The sequence below is a fragment of the Lutimaribacter saemankumensis genome (assembly GCF_900100005.1).
Classification (GTDB): domain Bacteria; phylum Pseudomonadota; class Alphaproteobacteria; order Rhodobacterales; family Rhodobacteraceae; genus Lutimaribacter; species Lutimaribacter saemankumensis.
In genome coordinates this window covers 161,010-176,536 of the sequence record NZ_FNEB01000008.1, presented here as the reverse complement: position 1 = coordinate 176,536, position 15,527 = coordinate 161,010, and the positions used below count along the sequence as shown (strand labels likewise).

General features: G+C 51.1%; 13 protein-coding genes and 1 pseudogene. 6 read left to right on the top strand and 8 right to left on the bottom strand.

What is annotated here, in order from left to right; translation table 11 throughout:
• Positions 1-114: pseudogene (locus BLT50_RS19055) on the top strand (IS5/IS1182 family transposase); the annotation flags it as partial.
• Between the two features lie 248 nt (positions 115-362).
• Here BLT50_RS19055 and BLT50_RS15220 read toward each other — a convergent pair.
• Positions 363-1,364 (bottom strand): hypothetical protein, encoded by a 1,002-nt coding sequence (locus BLT50_RS15220; protein WP_090029561.1) that lies wholly within the window; start codon positions 1,362-1,364, stop codon positions 363-365.
• Positions 1,365-1,486: 122 nt separating this feature from the next.
• On the opposite strand from BLT50_RS15220, the gene BLT50_RS15215 reads away from it, so the two are divergent.
• Positions 1,487-2,314 carry a sulfotransferase family 2 domain-containing protein gene (locus BLT50_RS15215; RefSeq protein ID WP_090029560.1) on the top strand — a complete coding sequence of 276 codons (828 nt, stop codon included), beginning with the start codon at positions 1,487-1,489 and terminating at the stop codon, positions 2,312-2,314.
• Positions 2,315-2,327: 13 nt separating this feature from the next.
• Here the strand turns inward: BLT50_RS15215 and BLT50_RS15210 are convergent, their stop codons facing one another.
• The 3 genes from BLT50_RS15210 to BLT50_RS15200 form a co-directional block, all read right to left on the bottom strand.
• The gene (locus BLT50_RS15210) at positions 2,328-3,470 is read right to left on the bottom strand and encodes a glycosyltransferase family 2 protein (protein ID WP_175491496.1); all 1,143 of its coding nucleotides are present in this window, start codon (positions 3,468-3,470) and stop codon (positions 2,328-2,330) included.
• A 129-nt stretch (positions 3,471-3,599) separates the two neighbouring features.
• Positions 3,600-4,232: a class I SAM-dependent methyltransferase gene (locus BLT50_RS15205; RefSeq protein ID WP_090029558.1), complete on the bottom strand. Its 633-nt coding sequence runs from the start codon at positions 4,230-4,232 to the stop codon at positions 3,600-3,602.
• Positions 4,233-4,369: 137 nt separating this feature from the next.
• Entirely contained in the window at positions 4,370-6,175 is a 1,806-nt protein-coding gene (locus tag BLT50_RS15200; RefSeq protein WP_090029557.1) for an ABC transporter ATP-binding protein, read from the bottom strand.
• A 230-nt stretch (positions 6,176-6,405) separates the two neighbouring features.
• Here BLT50_RS15200 and BLT50_RS15195 point away from each other — a divergent pair, with 230 nt between their 5' ends.
• The 3 genes from BLT50_RS15195 (at position 6,406) to BLT50_RS15185 (ending at position 9,867) form a co-directional block, all read left to right on the top strand.
• On the top strand, positions 6,406-6,963 hold the full coding sequence (locus BLT50_RS15195; protein ID WP_090029556.1) for a serine O-acetyltransferase: 558 nt from the start codon (positions 6,406-6,408) through the stop codon (positions 6,961-6,963).
• Between the two features lie 44 nt (positions 6,964-7,007).
• Entirely contained in the window at positions 7,008-8,579 is a 1,572-nt protein-coding gene (locus tag BLT50_RS15190; RefSeq protein WP_139170539.1) for a hypothetical protein, read from the top strand.
• A 466-nt stretch (positions 8,580-9,045) separates the two neighbouring features.
• Positions 9,046-9,867 (top strand): sulfotransferase domain-containing protein, encoded by an 822-nt coding sequence (locus BLT50_RS15185; protein ID WP_175491495.1) that lies wholly within the window; start codon positions 9,046-9,048, stop codon positions 9,865-9,867.
• A 25-nt stretch (positions 9,868-9,892) separates the two neighbouring features.
• Here the strand turns inward: BLT50_RS15185 and BLT50_RS15180 are convergent, their stop codons facing one another.
• On the bottom strand, positions 9,893-10,738 hold the full coding sequence (locus BLT50_RS15180; protein WP_139170538.1) for a hypothetical protein: 846 nt from the start codon (positions 10,736-10,738) through the stop codon (positions 9,893-9,895).
• Positions 10,739-11,076: 338 nt separating this feature from the next.
• On the opposite strand from BLT50_RS15180, the gene BLT50_RS15175 reads away from it, so the two are divergent.
• Entirely contained in the window at positions 11,077-11,937 is an 861-nt protein-coding gene (locus BLT50_RS15175) for a glycosyltransferase family 32 protein (RefSeq protein ID WP_090029552.1), read from the top strand.
• Here BLT50_RS15175 and BLT50_RS15170 read toward each other — a convergent pair.
• Genes BLT50_RS15170 through BLT50_RS15160 form a run of 3 tightly spaced genes read right to left on the bottom strand, consistent with a single transcriptional unit; the run spans position 11,925 to position 15,486 of the window.
• Positions 11,925-12,785, bottom strand: coding sequence for a CpsD/CapB family tyrosine-protein kinase (locus tag BLT50_RS15170; protein WP_090029551.1), 861 nt, complete (start codon positions 12,783-12,785; stop codon positions 11,925-11,927). The two genes, BLT50_RS15175 and BLT50_RS15170, sit on opposite strands and share 13 nt — an antisense overlap.
• A 10-nt stretch (positions 12,786-12,795) precedes the next feature.
• Entirely contained in the window at positions 12,796-14,358 is a 1,563-nt protein-coding gene (locus BLT50_RS15165) for a GumC family protein (protein ID WP_090029550.1), read from the bottom strand.
• Positions 14,359-14,370: 12 nt separating this feature from the next.
• Positions 14,371-15,486, bottom strand: coding sequence for an ExeA family protein (locus BLT50_RS15160; protein ID WP_245723406.1), 1,116 nt, complete (start codon positions 15,484-15,486; stop codon positions 14,371-14,373).
• Positions 15,487-15,527 lie beyond the last annotated feature (41 nt).

Below are 15,527 nucleotides of genomic sequence, written 5' to 3'. Positions count from 1 at the left end.
ATCATGTTCGGCAGGCTCAAGGATTGGAGGCGAGTTGCGACCCGTTACGACAGGTGCCCAAAGGTCTTCCTGTCAGCCATCGCTCTCGCGGCCATCGTCATCTACTGGCTTTGAAACTCAATGAGTCCAGACCCTAGATGAGTGCACTATTGGAATCACGTAGATCGTAGTTAGCGCAACCTTTGAGGTTTCATGAGTTTCTGTTTTAGGCTTAATAAATACTGCCGCAACATTCAGTCTTTTGCAAAAACAAAGTAATCATAGTCCACCACGATGCCGGCAAAGATTCATCTGTCCGCATGGAGCACACTCCGAAAACAGGCCCTGGGAACGAAAGGACAGCGACTTTCAAGATCGCATATTCAGCGCGCCTTGGTTTCAAATCTTGCAAGATACTGTCGATTTTGCTCCAACAACTCTGCGTCAAGCGCAGTAAGTTCCGGCAATCGATACTTTCGATATGGCAGGAACCGGTTGACGCCTCCTTGCATGAGTCTTCTCCAACTTAGAATTGGTGTCGAGATCTTTTTTGTAATACGGACTGCCTTTGCGCCCATCCCAAGCTCATGGAACCTCCTGTGGTCGGGCGAAGGCAACACCATGCCTTTTTGTTCTTTTAAAAAGCCTTCGAACATGCGCTCATTGAAACCTATCGTTCTTGCGCCGCAAGCGCGAAGCAAACGTTCTCGCGCAAATGTAAATCGCATAGCGAGATCTGAATAAGCCACATTTTCACGGGGTGCGTCTTCGAATGCAGCTTGCAAGGCTTTAACTGTTGGGTCGCTAAGATCAAAAGGGGCGCGCAGAAATTCGAACTCTCGAATTCGGGACATTGGCACGAACCAGACCGTATTGAAGCGCTCTTTGTAGAGCTGGTGCAAGCGTTCAAAGTTGAATGCACCAAGATCGAAAAACTCCAGAAGCCAATCAGATTTTGGCACCTGCATGCGATCATAGTCCACGCTGGACAGAAAGAATTCCTCTGGTGGACGCACGTGACCTTCGTGGATTTTTTGCTGATAAATAGACGTCAGATATGACAGCGGCTCACGGACTGTTATTACGATCACCGCGTTGCGGCCGAAAAGGTCGAGGTTCGCATTGGCAGCTCTTTCCCAGTTGCGAGGATCCGTGTTGACCAGCCCTTCCATGCTGAGAAGCGCCTTATCCGCAGCGCGCACACGACCGCGAAGGAAATCACGCTCCTCATCCGACAGGTGTAAAAAGTGCTGTTTTCGGCAAAGTTGGACAACATCAGGATCATTGACAGTGATCTCTGGCTCTAATTGCGCAAGCGTGGGAAAAACTCGCTTCTGAAGCGTCGTTGAGGCCGTCTTGCCCATGCCGATATGAACAACCAACATCCGTTTTCCTCGAGATCAAAAATGCGAGACAAACAAGCCCCCCCGGTTCCAATGCAAAGCGGAAATCACAATGGTTTGTCAAACCTTCGGCTATTAGAAACAGCCATGGTGGCTAAGTAATTATGAAATGTGCTCATACGGCCATTCAAAGCAACAACCTTACAGAAGTACATTGCGGCAAAAATGAATTTTTGGCTACTGTGCCAGCGATTGAGCCAACGACTGACACAACCATGATTTCACATCACCACAAATGCATCTTCGTACACATTCCGAAATGCGGCGGCCAAAGCATTGAAACGGCTTTCTTGCAAGACATAGGACTAGACTGGCGCAGGCGTGCGCCTTTGCTATTGCGCCCGAATAACAACCCAGATCTAGGACCGCCGGTCCTGTCCCATCTGCTGGCTCGAGATTACGTCGGTCTAGGCTATGTTCCACAAGAAATGTTCGACGCTTACTTCAAGTTTGCCGTTGTTCGAAACCCGTTTCGCAGAGTGGTTTCGATGTATCAGTATCTGCCAACCAAGCAGAAATTTCGTGACTTCGTACGGACAACGCTGACAAACGAGAAGAGCCATCCACTTTTTTATTTCGTTAGGCCACAGACAGACTACTTAGTTGAGGGCAATCAGGTTTTGGTCGATACCATATACAATCTGGAGTCTATATCAGAGGGGTATGCTGACCTTCGCAAACGGATCGGACTAAAAACGGACCTACCTCACATCAACGCATCATCTGAAAGGACGACGCAAGAACCGTTGAAGGCCATCAAACTGGCGGTGGCTTCCTTTTTAAGGGGTGATACAAAAAGCGTCTTTGGAAAAAAGGATAAACACACCGTTTGGCAGGATTTCTTCGATAGAGACAGCCAAGCGCGCGTTGCAGAATACTATAAGAAAGACTTCGAAATGCTTGGCTATACCTTGGAACTGAACGCCTCTTGAAATCCTGGTTCTCTCACATTCTATAAAATGATGCCGTACTTTCGCGAGAGTAACGTTCGCGTTCGGACGAGGGAACAGATTGATCGTCATACCAAGGTGCGTGCGTGGCCGTGTATCGCCCGCTGACCCTTAAACCTGCGGTGAAATTGTCTTGCGACCACTTTTCCTTGTCATAGACGGCGAAGGTTGTATCGACAGGCGCGTCGAATATCCGGTCACGGGTCTTTGTCTGACCAATTGACCGAGACCAAAAACGTTCTTCCCACTCAGCTGTACTCCAATCCCGGTACAGGAGTTTGACCGTGATCTCACGAAAAAACTGTCGGTGGGAAATATCCAGTGCGAAACCGACTTTTCCTACGCGATACCTCTTTGTGAGATCGATCATCTGATGTACGAAATTGCTAGGCAGATAGGGATTGAAAACTATATCCGGATCGGTGACGCAAAAGTATCGGGGCAAGTTTTCATAGACGCCGGGTGCGAACAAACATTTCTTGGGACCGAGGTTTTCCTCCAACCGCCGCACCGTGACTTGGCCGGAAACCTCATCAAGAAAGCTGTGCATTTCTGGACTTGTTGACGCGTTGTCGAGCAAAGTAATGTCAGCGAAACCATGATTGCGCAGTTGGGAGATCATTGATCGGCAATAGGTTTGATTGTTGAAACATGGGATCAGTGCCGGAATAGCAGCCTGCTTAGAGTTCATTGATGACCGGCAGTCCACTGCCGATCGCACCCAAACGGGTAGTTGATCGAACGTTCCGTTTTCGATGTCTCTTTTTCGCAGGAACAAGATGTGGAAACCGGCTTTACCGCCTTCGTCACGCAGCACCGGTTCCAATCCGTGTGAAAGGACCGCGTCGACCAGATCGACGACCTCTTTCTCGTACACTTGCATATAAAGCAGTGCACATTTCGACAGAGATGCCCCAAGTTTACGTATCCATTCCGCATTACCGCGCGTATCAGACCAGAGAACGAATGTCTGTGACCGTGCTATTGGGTGCGGATGCGCGTCCTTGAAGAATTCACCCCTGGAAATTCCTGGCTTCTTACCGCAAACAAACCAATCTGTTTGCGAAAACGGGCCTAGCGCACTCGATACGACGTCGATCAGTGCGTTCTCACTTTGAGCCACGGGCAAGCTATGCATGTAGGCTTTGGAAAGATGGCACCCTTTTCTAGCATGCTCGATAGTACCCTTGATCCACCAATGGACCATTCTTGCACGGTGTACATACTTTTCTGAGATCACCAGCAACGCCTCGAGGTCAATTGTTTTTCAACGGTTCCGAACACGAATAACATATTGGATAGTAAAGAAATCTGACAGAAAGCCAAATGTGAGAAGATCTGTCAGTTTATGCCATCGCTCCCAGGATTTATTCCTCTTTATGTCTTCAAGCGCCAAACCGGTTCGAGTCATCAACTCAACTGCACTTTTTCGCGTGAACCATCGAAGGTGGGTGCGGTCCCTCAGGTAGCTATTTGTAAGCTCAAACTCACCTTTCAAAACCAGCGGGACGGTCAGATTAACATGGCGCATGTTCGGTATGCTGGCCACGATCACCCCATTCTTTGACAAGCCTTTGTGGAGCGAAACGATTACATCCCAAGGTTCGCGGAGATGTTCGAGCACATCGAGGCAAAGAACGGTATCGAACGGCCCTTCGGCCTCAATCACCTTTTCGAGGAAGGAAGAATCTTCCAAGTTGCCTGCGAACGCTCGATCGACATCCGGATCGTGCGAGTCTGCGACCAGATCAGCCAGCACAACATAATCAGCTCGCCCCTCGCGCTTTAGGTGCGATGATGTGCCGCCAAAACCTCCACCAAGATCCAAAACGCGCCCACATTTTTCTGGAAGAAGCGGGAAAACATCGCGGCGAACATTTCCGTAGTAACGGTCACTCATGTGCGTGACGCTCCTCTATTCAATACAGCCCAGTAGGACCTAAAAAATGCCCCCCCGCTGAGGGACACTTCGACCACAAAACTTCGTCTGAAACTATACAAAAAGTGCACAATTCGAGTGCAGCCAATGAAACCCATCTATTCATTGACCGCCATTTTCCGAAATGCGTCGCTTTCATCCAGCAATTCTTCGTAGGTGCCAGAAGCCCGTATCTGACCACGTTCAAGCAGAAAAATTCGGTCACAATTGCGGATAGTGCTGAGCCTATGGGCGATCATGATCACTGTCTTCTTGTCCCTCACGCGCTGCACGGCCTCCATCACGGCACGTTCGGTGACATTGTCGAGCGCCGAAGTTGCTTCATCGAGAATGAGCAAAGAAGGGTCATGATAAAGTGCCCGTGCAATACCGATACGCTGGCGCTGACCACCGGAAAGGCGCACGCCGCGCTCACCCACGAGTGTCTCATATTGCTCTGCGAGGTCGTTCACGACGAAATCATGAAGTGCGGCCGTTCTCGCGGCGCGTATCACAGCGTTCATGTCGATTTTCTCGGGCGGCACGCCAAAGGCGATATTCTCAGCGATCGAGGAATCCGTAAGGTAAATAGATTGGGGCACATAGCCGATGGATCGGCGCCAAAGATGAAGATTGTCGGACGTGAGAATGTTGCCATCAACGATTACCTGTCCCTTTTCAGGGGTGAGCAACCCCAAGATGACATCGACAACCGTGGTCTTCCCTGCACCTGTCCCGCCGACAAAACCCACAGTAGTCAGAGCTGGAATACTCAAACTCAGATCGTTCAATGCGCGCATGTGAGTTCCCGAATATCCAAATTCAATTCCGTCAAGCACAAGTTCCTTTTTGAGCTGTATCTGATCAGCGGATTTGCCGATCGCATTCGCGGCGACGACATGGCCCACTCCGCCCGTGTAGTCGCGGTATACATGGTCTAGTACCGGTTTCGCGGCACGAATTGACGCGAGAGCCATGTAAATCTGTTGCATTGCGGGCAACAACCGCATTGCAGAGGCACCGAAAACACCCAGGGTTGGGACGGCGGCTACCAAATCGCCATCATTCTTCACGAGGAGGATCAAAATAACTCCTAGCAGCACCGCATAAGTCAGCCCTTCCAGCGCAAAACGTGGAGCTTGGTTCATCACCTGCGACAAGGCCGCGTTGCGTGCCAGAGATCTTGCCGGTTTTCGAAACCTGTCAACATAGCTCTGCTCGAGCGCCATTAGCTTTATTTCTTTGAAGCCGCCAGTGGCCTCCTGAGTCAGTCGAAAACGGGAACGATTGGCTTCCATAAGCCGATGACCGACAACAAGAAGACGCCCTCGCAGCCAAGCATACACTCCAGCATACCCACCCCCTAGAAGCACCGCCGCGAATATCGCAACCAAAGGGTCGACCGCTACAAGAAAGCCAATGACGCAAACTGAAAGCAAAATATTTGCCAACAAGCGTCCACCCGGCTCTATGATCTTGGCGACAACGTTCTGCACCTCACCAAGAACCGTACGCGATACTTCTGCGCTATTGCGCTGCAGGAACCACGCATACGGTTGATGGAGATACGCTTCGAGCATACGGCTGGAGATCGCGTAACCTCGCATGGATGCGAAACGGATGATCGCATAGGTTCCGCCTGCTTTGATAACGAGGCTGAGCACAAGAACCATAAGCACGGCAAGGGACAAGCCGATCTGGAAAGCAAACATGCTGGAAAAGCCGAAGGTTTCATAGGCCCACGACAGATATGCGTTGTTTGCAACCACCTGTGGGTCAGCCAGAACCCGCAGCAAAACCAGAAGCGTGGAAATACCAAAAACCTCGGCAAACGCTACGAATACCATCAGAACGGCAAGTATGAAAAACTTTCGCCGTTCGCGCGCATCGAAAAGCGCCATTACCTTCTTGAAAACGTCGATCATGTTATGCTCATTTCAGCCTCGCGACAGCGGTACATGCCGCACATGGCAGATGAAGGGCAAGCCTGTGACAGCTTCATGTCGCTGGTCGCCGTCCCATGGTTGGATTGTCGCCGTATCTTACGTATTGCTATATTCAACCCTATCGCGCGGTCTTAAAGTAATCGTCCAAGAAACGCACTAGCGCCTCCTTCTCAGTGTTCTATTATAGAACGAAACCCTTTCAGCAAACGATGACTCTGCACCGGATGCCCCACGAAAATTCAGATACTCCGGCGGTGTCGGCGGAATTACCCGACTGGGAACGTGAAAAACCTCGTAGATTTTGGGACCCTTCTCGGCGGCTGCTGAAAAGCTTGCGAGAGTATCAATCTGCAAAAAAGAGATCGGGCGTTTGGGCAACTATCAGCCGCAAGCTACACAATTTGCAGCATCGATTCTGGTCGGTGGTTACACAAGCCGACATTCCTATCAATTGCAGCCTCGCAGGTGGTTTGATTTTGCCGCATCCCAACGGGATCGTCATCCACTCCAAATCATCAGTTGGCCCTAACTGCATTATCTTTCAGCAAGTTACGCTTGGGACTTCATCAGCCGGCTCCGGCCTTCCTATACTGGGTGGCGGGGTCGAGATAGGCGCTGGAGCGAAAATCCTGGGGCCGGTCACGATTGGCGATCACGCGATTGTCGGTGCCAACGCAGTCGTCGTCGATGACATACCCGAAGCAGCAATTGCAGTCGGCATCCCGGCCCGTATTGTTGGTTATCGCTGGGATATGGACAAAAGCTGAAAAAAGGCTTTGCGCACCAAGGGCACTTGGCGGAACATGTGTTCATGCGTCACAACCTGTTAGTCGCCTCTGCCTTATGCATCGCCGTCGTTTCGGCGATCTCTCTATCGGCCTCCCGAGTTTTGGCCGATCCGGGGGTCTTGGACGACACGAACCTGCAACCCGTCGGAAACATCGCCCTTGTAGCACCTGATTTCGAGATGCCGATCATGTCGGATGCGTTGCCGCTGGTCGATCCTGGTGACAGCTCTCCCGAGGCCTCGATGCTAAGGCGACTCGACAACGAAGGCGTTGCAGGCGGATTTGAAGGCATTATTTACGAAAACCGCGACGGCGACCATTCCCGCCTGGATATGGGCATGTTTCCGCGTCTGCCCCATTTGCAATTCAGCGACGCTCTGAAAAAGAAAAAGGCTCACCTGGGACTTGGCGGTCGCATTATCCTTCCGGCGATAGTTGTTGGAAATTCGTCCACTGCAATCGTTTCAGGATCTGCCCCCCGCAGCCAGACCCGCCTGGCGATGACAAACCCTAAGCTAAGCGCCCAGGCCCTGCTGACATACATCAGCAACCACCTGTACGTTTATCCTGAGCACCGCGATTATGATGCAGTCGATCTTTATCCAGTCAACTGGCCTTATACCCTCACTTCCCAGGGATCGTCGCGCTCAGACAAACCGTTTCTGAGGGTTCTGTTCTTTGCACTTGCGGCTTTGCCGTCCGATACCCGCAAGACGCTGCAAGAGAAGAGGCTGGTCGCACCAACCCTCCAAATGATCCTGCGCCGATCTCTCAAGGGCGTCTACTCGCGCGACAAATACATGTCCGGTGCCGCGCACCCTTCTGCGTTTCACAGAGACCGGCTTGCCCCAGAACGCATGGTTTCCCTTGCAGCCAGCCTGCGCCCGGACGAGATCCCTCCAATCGTCGTATTGGAGGTTGAAGAAGAAAGTTTTCTCCCGAAGGCCGGCCTTGCCGGTCTGTCCGAGCGATTGTTCAATACGCCCGCATCGATCGGACGAATTTGGCGTGGTCCTGAATACACTAAACGAATGAAGGTGACCGCTGCCGCAACGAATGATCCGAACGGCCGCGACCTCGAGTTCAGCTGGGTGCTTTTGCAAGGCGATCCGGAAAAGGTGCGCATCGACCCGCAAGGGCCTGGCAACACACGCGCCGAAATCAGCATCGATTGGCACGACACCTTTGAAATCGGCCGCGGGAAGAAACGAAAAACCAATCGGGTCGATATCGGGGTCTTCGCCTACAACGGCGCGCATGACAGCGCGCCGTCCTTCATTTCGATCGCTTTCCCCGGACACCAGATCCGCGAATACGAAATGCGCGGGAACTATGGCAAACGCCTTGCGCGTATCGATTATGATGCCGAAGCGCGCGATCACTATTACGACCCTTTGCTCTTCTGGTCGGCACCTTGGAGCGATAGCTTTGTATATTCCCCTGACGGAACCTTGTCTTCGATCTGGCGCCTGGATCAAAACGGCACAACAGTGCTGCGCGATGCAAGCCATCTGGAGAATGGCGCGGAGCTCGAGTATCAATTGACCGAGAAAAAACGGAAGAGGGTTTTGGGTCTCACGAAAATTGAGGAATAATTCCAATCGAGAAATCAATAGAAAACGACTAAATATCGCAAATCAAGCTTCCACTCGACTTCAACAGATCCTTTCATCGAAAGTCGAGAGCTACAGCTAAGAAAGCCAGGCATCGAAACTCACCTCAGACCAATGTATAAGCACCTACCAAAGCGCGGCGAATGATGACGTCAAGGCTAGCACCCAAAATTAAAACCACATAGATAAAACAATTTGACAAAACGATACTTCTAAGAGAACTGGTTAGTACACGCTTTTAGATGAAAAGAAGATTATCGATAAAACCAGGTAGGCCACTATTGAAAACTAAACACTAACTGTGCAATTCTCTTTAAGAGAGCTTAAGTTACGCAGGTTCACCTTGTTATTGGAATAGCTTGATGAAGACCTCTAGTCACAAGACAACCAGTACCTCCGAGATAGTAACATTTGAAATCCAAAGAGCCGCTCAATGGAGTCCAAACGGATGAAAAAGCCAAACTTTTTTTTAGTAGGAGCCTCCAAAGCTGGCACGACATCTCTAGCGCAAGCGCTGAACCAACATCCTGCAATCTTCATAACTGATCCTAAGGAACCGAATTTTTTTAATCGCTTCAATGAGACCGATCAGATTCCACAGTCCGAGCTAAATGACTATATGAAACTTTTTCAGACAGCCGGTTCCAAGAGTGTTTGGGGTGACGCATCGGTAAGCTATCTGGCCTCAAGGGGAGCGGCGAAGCAAATCAACAATTTCAACCCAAGTTCCAAAATCTTAATCTCTTTACGCAACCCCATGCAGCGAGTTCGCTCATTATATGAAATGTATGTTAGACTCGGTCTTAATCAATCGTTTGACGATGTCACTAAAAATGATCCCTGGCTAGTGAAACAGTGCCTATATTACGAACAAGTAAAGCGTTATGTAGACATTTTTCCGAGACATCAAATATTGATTTTGGAGTTTTCTAATTTGAACAACCAATGGGACAATACCATTAAATCAGTACACAACTTCCTAGAACTAGAACATATTGCTCAGAAAAAACCGATCATTCGAAACACAGGCGGAATTCCAAAACACCCAGCTTTCAATATTCTCACCAATAGAAAACTTGTAAAAATCGCAAAGAGAATAATACCAAAACGACTACATGCAATTACGGACAAGAAGGTCAAAGACCTCGCTTTTAAGAAAAGTGTAATTCCTAAAAAGGACGCACTGAACTTGTTAGAACTTTTTCTTGAAGATACGAACAGACTGGACAGCCTGTTGAAAACTCAATTTTCAAGAATTTGGTTCACATAAAGCTTAAAAAATCAGAGAGCCAGATTCAACAATCGATTGAGAACATATTTCTTGCGATGCTTTGAATTTCGTTGTTTTCAATTATTTTCTTGAATCTCGGATCCGAACGGAACGCCGTCCATCGTTTGCTAACGTCGCTTCTGAGAGCAGCCGCCGTTTTATCGACACCATCGAAGGAACTACCATGGCCGTACTTAGCGACCGCATCCATTCCCTTATCCCCAATATTAATCCCAAGTTTTCTAGCTACGTCTCTTCTTTCATTGTGGTCAAAAAGCATTTTATTGTAATAAACAGGCACTACAGGAGTGCCATCAAGTGTCATACGCTCACGCTTCGAAATAGTCACGTGAGACAAGTACATCTTAACTTGCGCCTTAATATCAGAGTTGCATTCAAAATTCTCTGGCCATTTCTGCATTCTGCTTGCGAAAAGGTTCAAGGGATCACGCAAAATCAAAGCAAAGCGAACCTGGGCCCCATGCGCCTTCTCTCGGCAGCTTAAGAACTTGAGTAACGGCCCGGACATCAACCTCTCTTCGCTCACGTCTTCGTAACTGAGTACGATTCGCGGTGATTTATTCATTAGTCGGATACGCGACTCCGAAAAATACGCTGAGTACGGATGCTTTTCGGGATTAATATTGTTGAAAAAAACTGACGACCCATATACTTGCTCGAGGATCCAATTGATGATGAAGTGATTTCCTGATCTCCTCATACCGAACACAACCAGAATCTCGTAGTTTGAAAAGTTCGATATCGCCTTTTCTGTAAAATTCAAAGCCAAACGCTTTTCGTAGCTATGCAAAGTCTTTAAAGCATTATAGAGCGGAGGGACTTGCTTAATACTTTCCTTCAATCTGATCATTTCTACCCCCATCCTTTAACTGAAAGCGCAAATCACCACGAAACAGTGAAGACTTAGACCTCAGATCATACTACACTAATTGACACTATTGCTGTTTGGAGCGAAGGTCTACATTAACTATTGAGCTTCGCCGACTTTAAGATTTTTTTGCTCTTGTAGCGATTCCGAAGTTTCGCTAGGTTTTTTCGGGAGTTACATGCCCGCCTATTAGTTTTTTCTTTGAGCCACCGTGACAGTGTGATCTCTTAGTCCTCTCACCTTTCGGATGGCATGTCTTTAAAATACGTACGCACTTTCGTGATTCATTTTACTTGGATTCCACAGGGTGAACTCAGCTCATGCAAATCGACAAATTCGTACCATCCAGACACCTGGCATCTAATAGAAGAATACCGGAAATTATTCACCAAACGTTTTCAAGCACCAGACTTGAAAATAAAATGCGTAACGCAGTGAAATCGTGGTTGGACCTTAACCCAAGTTACAGTTACCATTTTTATGATGACGCCGACCAGACAGAATTTGTCAGAACGCACTTCGGAAAACGAGTGCATGCTGCATACAATAGATTGAGCGAAGGGGCGTTTCGCGCCGATCTTTGGAGGTATTGCGTCCTTTATCAGCTCGGAGGCGTTTATGCTGACATTGATACGGTTTGCTTGACTCCACTCAATGATTTTGTCGACGACGATATTGCATTTTTCGTTCCCTCGGAGAAGGGAACGGGCGGGCCACCACATACAGTTTTCAATGCGTTAGTTGGCAGTATTCAAGGGCACCCATTCCTGGCGCGCGCGATTGAATACGCAACAGAGTTGATACATCGTTCGCATCCTTATGACGGGTTTATGATGGTTGGACCCGGAGCGTTGGGAGCAGGGATCAATTCGGCTCTTGGTCGTTCTTTGAAATCGCCGCACCAAGTAGGCAAGCAGTCTTTTGGAGACTCGACCTATGAGATCTTGGAGAAGACGCCCGCCCAGAACGGTTTGCCGCCGCTGATCGTGGATGGTACGCGCGTCCTCGTTCAAAGTCGCTACGAAGGATACTTCGAAGATTTGAAATCGGGAGGACACGCTCATTGGCTGAGCTCGCGTCCAAGCATCGGGTTAAAGCAGCGTATCAGGAACCGCTTGGCAAAAGAGAACGTGTACAAAAAGCTTAAGAAGAACGGCCTGTCACCCCTTCAATACCCGTAAGCCTTGCCATACTCCTCATGCCGGTTGAGATAGCGGCACTTGTTCAGGACAACTCCCAGCACGTTGGTGCGCGCGGCAAGATCCTGTTCGCTCTTGTCGATTTCCTCGATCGTGGATTTCTCCGCTTCGGCCATCAGCAGCACGCAATCGACCTGATCGAGGAATGCCATCGTGTCGTCGCCTGCAAACAGGGGGGCGGTATCGAAGATCAGGATATTCGGCTGGAACGCCGCTTCTACCTGATCGATGGCATGAGCGGCACGATTGCTTTGCAAAAGCTCGGCAGGATTGCGCGCGGGCGCGCTGTTTGCAGCGATGATCAGGTTCTTCCCATAGCGCAGCATCTGATCCTGCGCATCGGATTCACCCGACAGAACCTTGGAAAACTGGATCGGATCCTTTACGCCGAGCGTTTTCAAAACACTCGGCCGGCGCATATCCAAATCGATCAGCATGATGCGCAGGTCACTCTGCCGCGCAAGGCTGAATGCCAGGTTGAGGCTGGTCATCGTCTTGCCTGCCCCTTGTGAAGGCGAAGTGACGCCCAAACGGGTCCACTTGTTCTTGCGCATGCTGTGCAAGACCTTGGTGCGCATCACGTCATATGGTGCCGCCTCTTCACCCGACTGAAAGGCGACAATCCGGTTACGTTTGAGCCAGCGGTCGGACGGGTTGAAACCCTTAACCGCCTTCCAAAGCTGCTCGGTGTCGCCAACCGAGTGGCTCTGTTCCAGAATGAGCGGGTCCGGCTTTCTTTCATGTGTCTGCACCTGTTCAGGCGGTTCAGACGACTTTGGCTGACTGCGTTCCTCGCGAGCCTTCTTGAGTGCGGCCTGTATACGTTCCATTATTCTTTTCCTAATTCAACGCGCTACGCAGTTGTTCAATAAGTGCACCAAGGCCGGTACGATCGAGGGCCCTTTCAATCAAGAGATCCATCGGCAGGTAATACTGGTCGACAAGAAACAGCGCTATCGGGATCCCGAGTGTCACCACCCCTATTGCTCCGAAAATGATTGACCGGCGGATCACACGCTCTCGATGCGTGCGGATGTATGGGACCGAAACAAACGGGGTAATGCCCAGCTTGTTGCTCAGATCGACGGGACGGCGCACCGAGCGGTTGAGCAATTCGAGAAGGAAAATGAATGCCCCTCCCAACGCAATCCCCCCCGCGACACCAGCCGCAGCGATCTTTTTACGCGGTGGAGAGGTCGGCACACGCGGTGGGGTGGCCTGCTCGACCACGGTGATGCGCTGGCCGCGCGACTGCGCTTCAATCTGGTCGCCCGTGCGAGCCGCCGCAAGGTCACGGGTCGCTTGCTGGTATTGCACGCGCAGGTTTTCGTAATCGCGTTCCAACGTACTGAGAACGATGGCATTTTCCGGCGTCTTGTCGATTGATGCCTCGAGCGACTGCAACTCGCTTTCAAGCTGGGTTTTCTCGTTGACGATGTATTGCATCTGAGCATCCAGATCGGCGAGCTGGATTTCATAGGCACTCATGGCTTCGCTGACGCCGGTCCGTTTCGCGCGCTGTTCCTGCACGATCCGCTCAGCGACTTCGACCTGCCCCTGAAGGGCCTTCACGCGGGGGTTCTGCTCGGAATAGAGAACCAACGCCGAGGCCAGTTCATTGCGCAGACTCTGCAACCGCTGTTCTTCGGGTGTAAGCTTTTCATCGTCGAAAGTCACTTCGCCGGTGCGCTCATAAAGATCGGTCAACCGCGTGCGACGATCACGCAATCCGGCGAGTTCGCGCTCCATCTGGAGAACGCGCTCCTGCAAGGACGCTTGCCGTCCGCGACGGAAATCCAGACTGTCGGGCAAGGCGCCCTGATTTGCCTGTTTGAAGGCAAGGATTTTTGCTCCTTGCTCGGCAAGATCCTGATCGAGCCTTGCGACTTCCTGCTTGAAGAATTCCAGCGTCTGACTGGTCACGGCAGTTCTCAGGCTTCGGTTCTCTTCCAGGATGCGGGTGACAATCTCGTTTGTGACGCGGGCAGCAAGTTGCCCGGACTGCGCAGAAAACGTGACATAGACGAACGATGCCGCATCGCGCCGGCGCGGTAGATCGACGCCGATACGCGACCGCATGTCTGCGACGATCTCATCCGGGCTCATCCGTTCGCGACCTTCGTAGACATCGAACTCACGCGCCATATCTAGCAGGTTCGCGCGCGTCTGTATGCGCTGCGCAATGATCTGCAGCACTTCGCTCGTGCCGGCACGCACCGTGGATTCTGCCAAGTCATCAGGGATCTGAGGCGATTCAACCAGCAACGTTGCGCGCGCCGTGTAACCGGGCGGCAAGGTGTAAGCGATCGTCGCGCCGACTGCGGCAACTGCCAACGCGATCACGATGAAGTAGTGAAGCCGCCGCAGGAACAGCAACAATAGAAATTTGATATCCGGAAGCATCAAGCTGTCTCTTTATATTTCCGACCCGAGGTCCGGCCGCGCACCGGCGGCAAAAAAGGTTCCGTCCGCCAAGACTTCTTCGACGGTGGTCAAGGTTACTGTCTTCTGGTTCTTGGTAAAGGCATATACGAGCGAAAGATCACAAAGTTGATTGACCAGCCTCGGAACGCCGCCGGTCTGCTCATGGATTACGTGGCACGCGGCTTCGGTGAACAGGTTTCTGGCGGCCCCTGCAACGCGCAGCCGATGGCCGATATAGGCCGTCACAGTCTCCTGATCCATGGAACTGAGATGAAAACTCGCCGCGATCCGCTGCGCAAATTGCCGCAACTCGGGGCGGTGGATCGTATCGCGAAGCTCGGGCTGGCCTACAAGGACCAGCTGCAATAGCTCATCCTTGTTCGAGTTGATATTCGTGAACATGCGCAACTCTTCGAGTGTCTCGATGCTCAGATTCTGGGCTTCGTCAAAGATGAGGATAACCCGGTTTCCGGCTGCATACTCCGAGATCAGGTATTTCTGGAAAGAGTCGAACAGATCGACATAGGTCGCATCCCGGTCGGCCGGCTGGTCCAGCGCCATCAGAACCCAGCGCAGCAACTCCCCACGAGAGCCATGTGCGTTGGAAATAAGCCCGACCTTCACCCCATCTCCCAGACCGGAAAGAAACTTGTGCAGAAGCGTGGTCTTGCCCGCCCCCACCTCACCGGTGATGAGCGTGATGGGCGACCCGGTAAGGGTGCCGTATTCCAGCATGGTGTAGGCACGCCGATGCGCCGCGGACCAGAATAGAAAGTCCGGGTCGGGTACCAGAGTGAACGGTCGCGCGGTCAGTCCGAAATGCTCTGTATATATATTGAGTGGGCCGCCCATTTTTTCCCTGTATCCCGAATCGTTGGCGCCATCCACCGAATTGCTGGCCGCGGCTTTTTTCTGCGCCTTCTCGATCGAGGCAGTGCGACTTGATGCATCACGCGAAGATTTCGGCACATCACCATCGGAGCGCCTTGTTTGGAATAACGGCGCACTGCCAGCCCCCGTAGTGCTGGCGTCCGAGCCTTCGGCGGTCCGTGCCTTGGCCCTGATGTGAATGACTTCAGCCCGCCGCTCGTCCGTCCGGGCATCCATATCTGAACCATTATCCCACAATACAATCACCTCATTAGTGT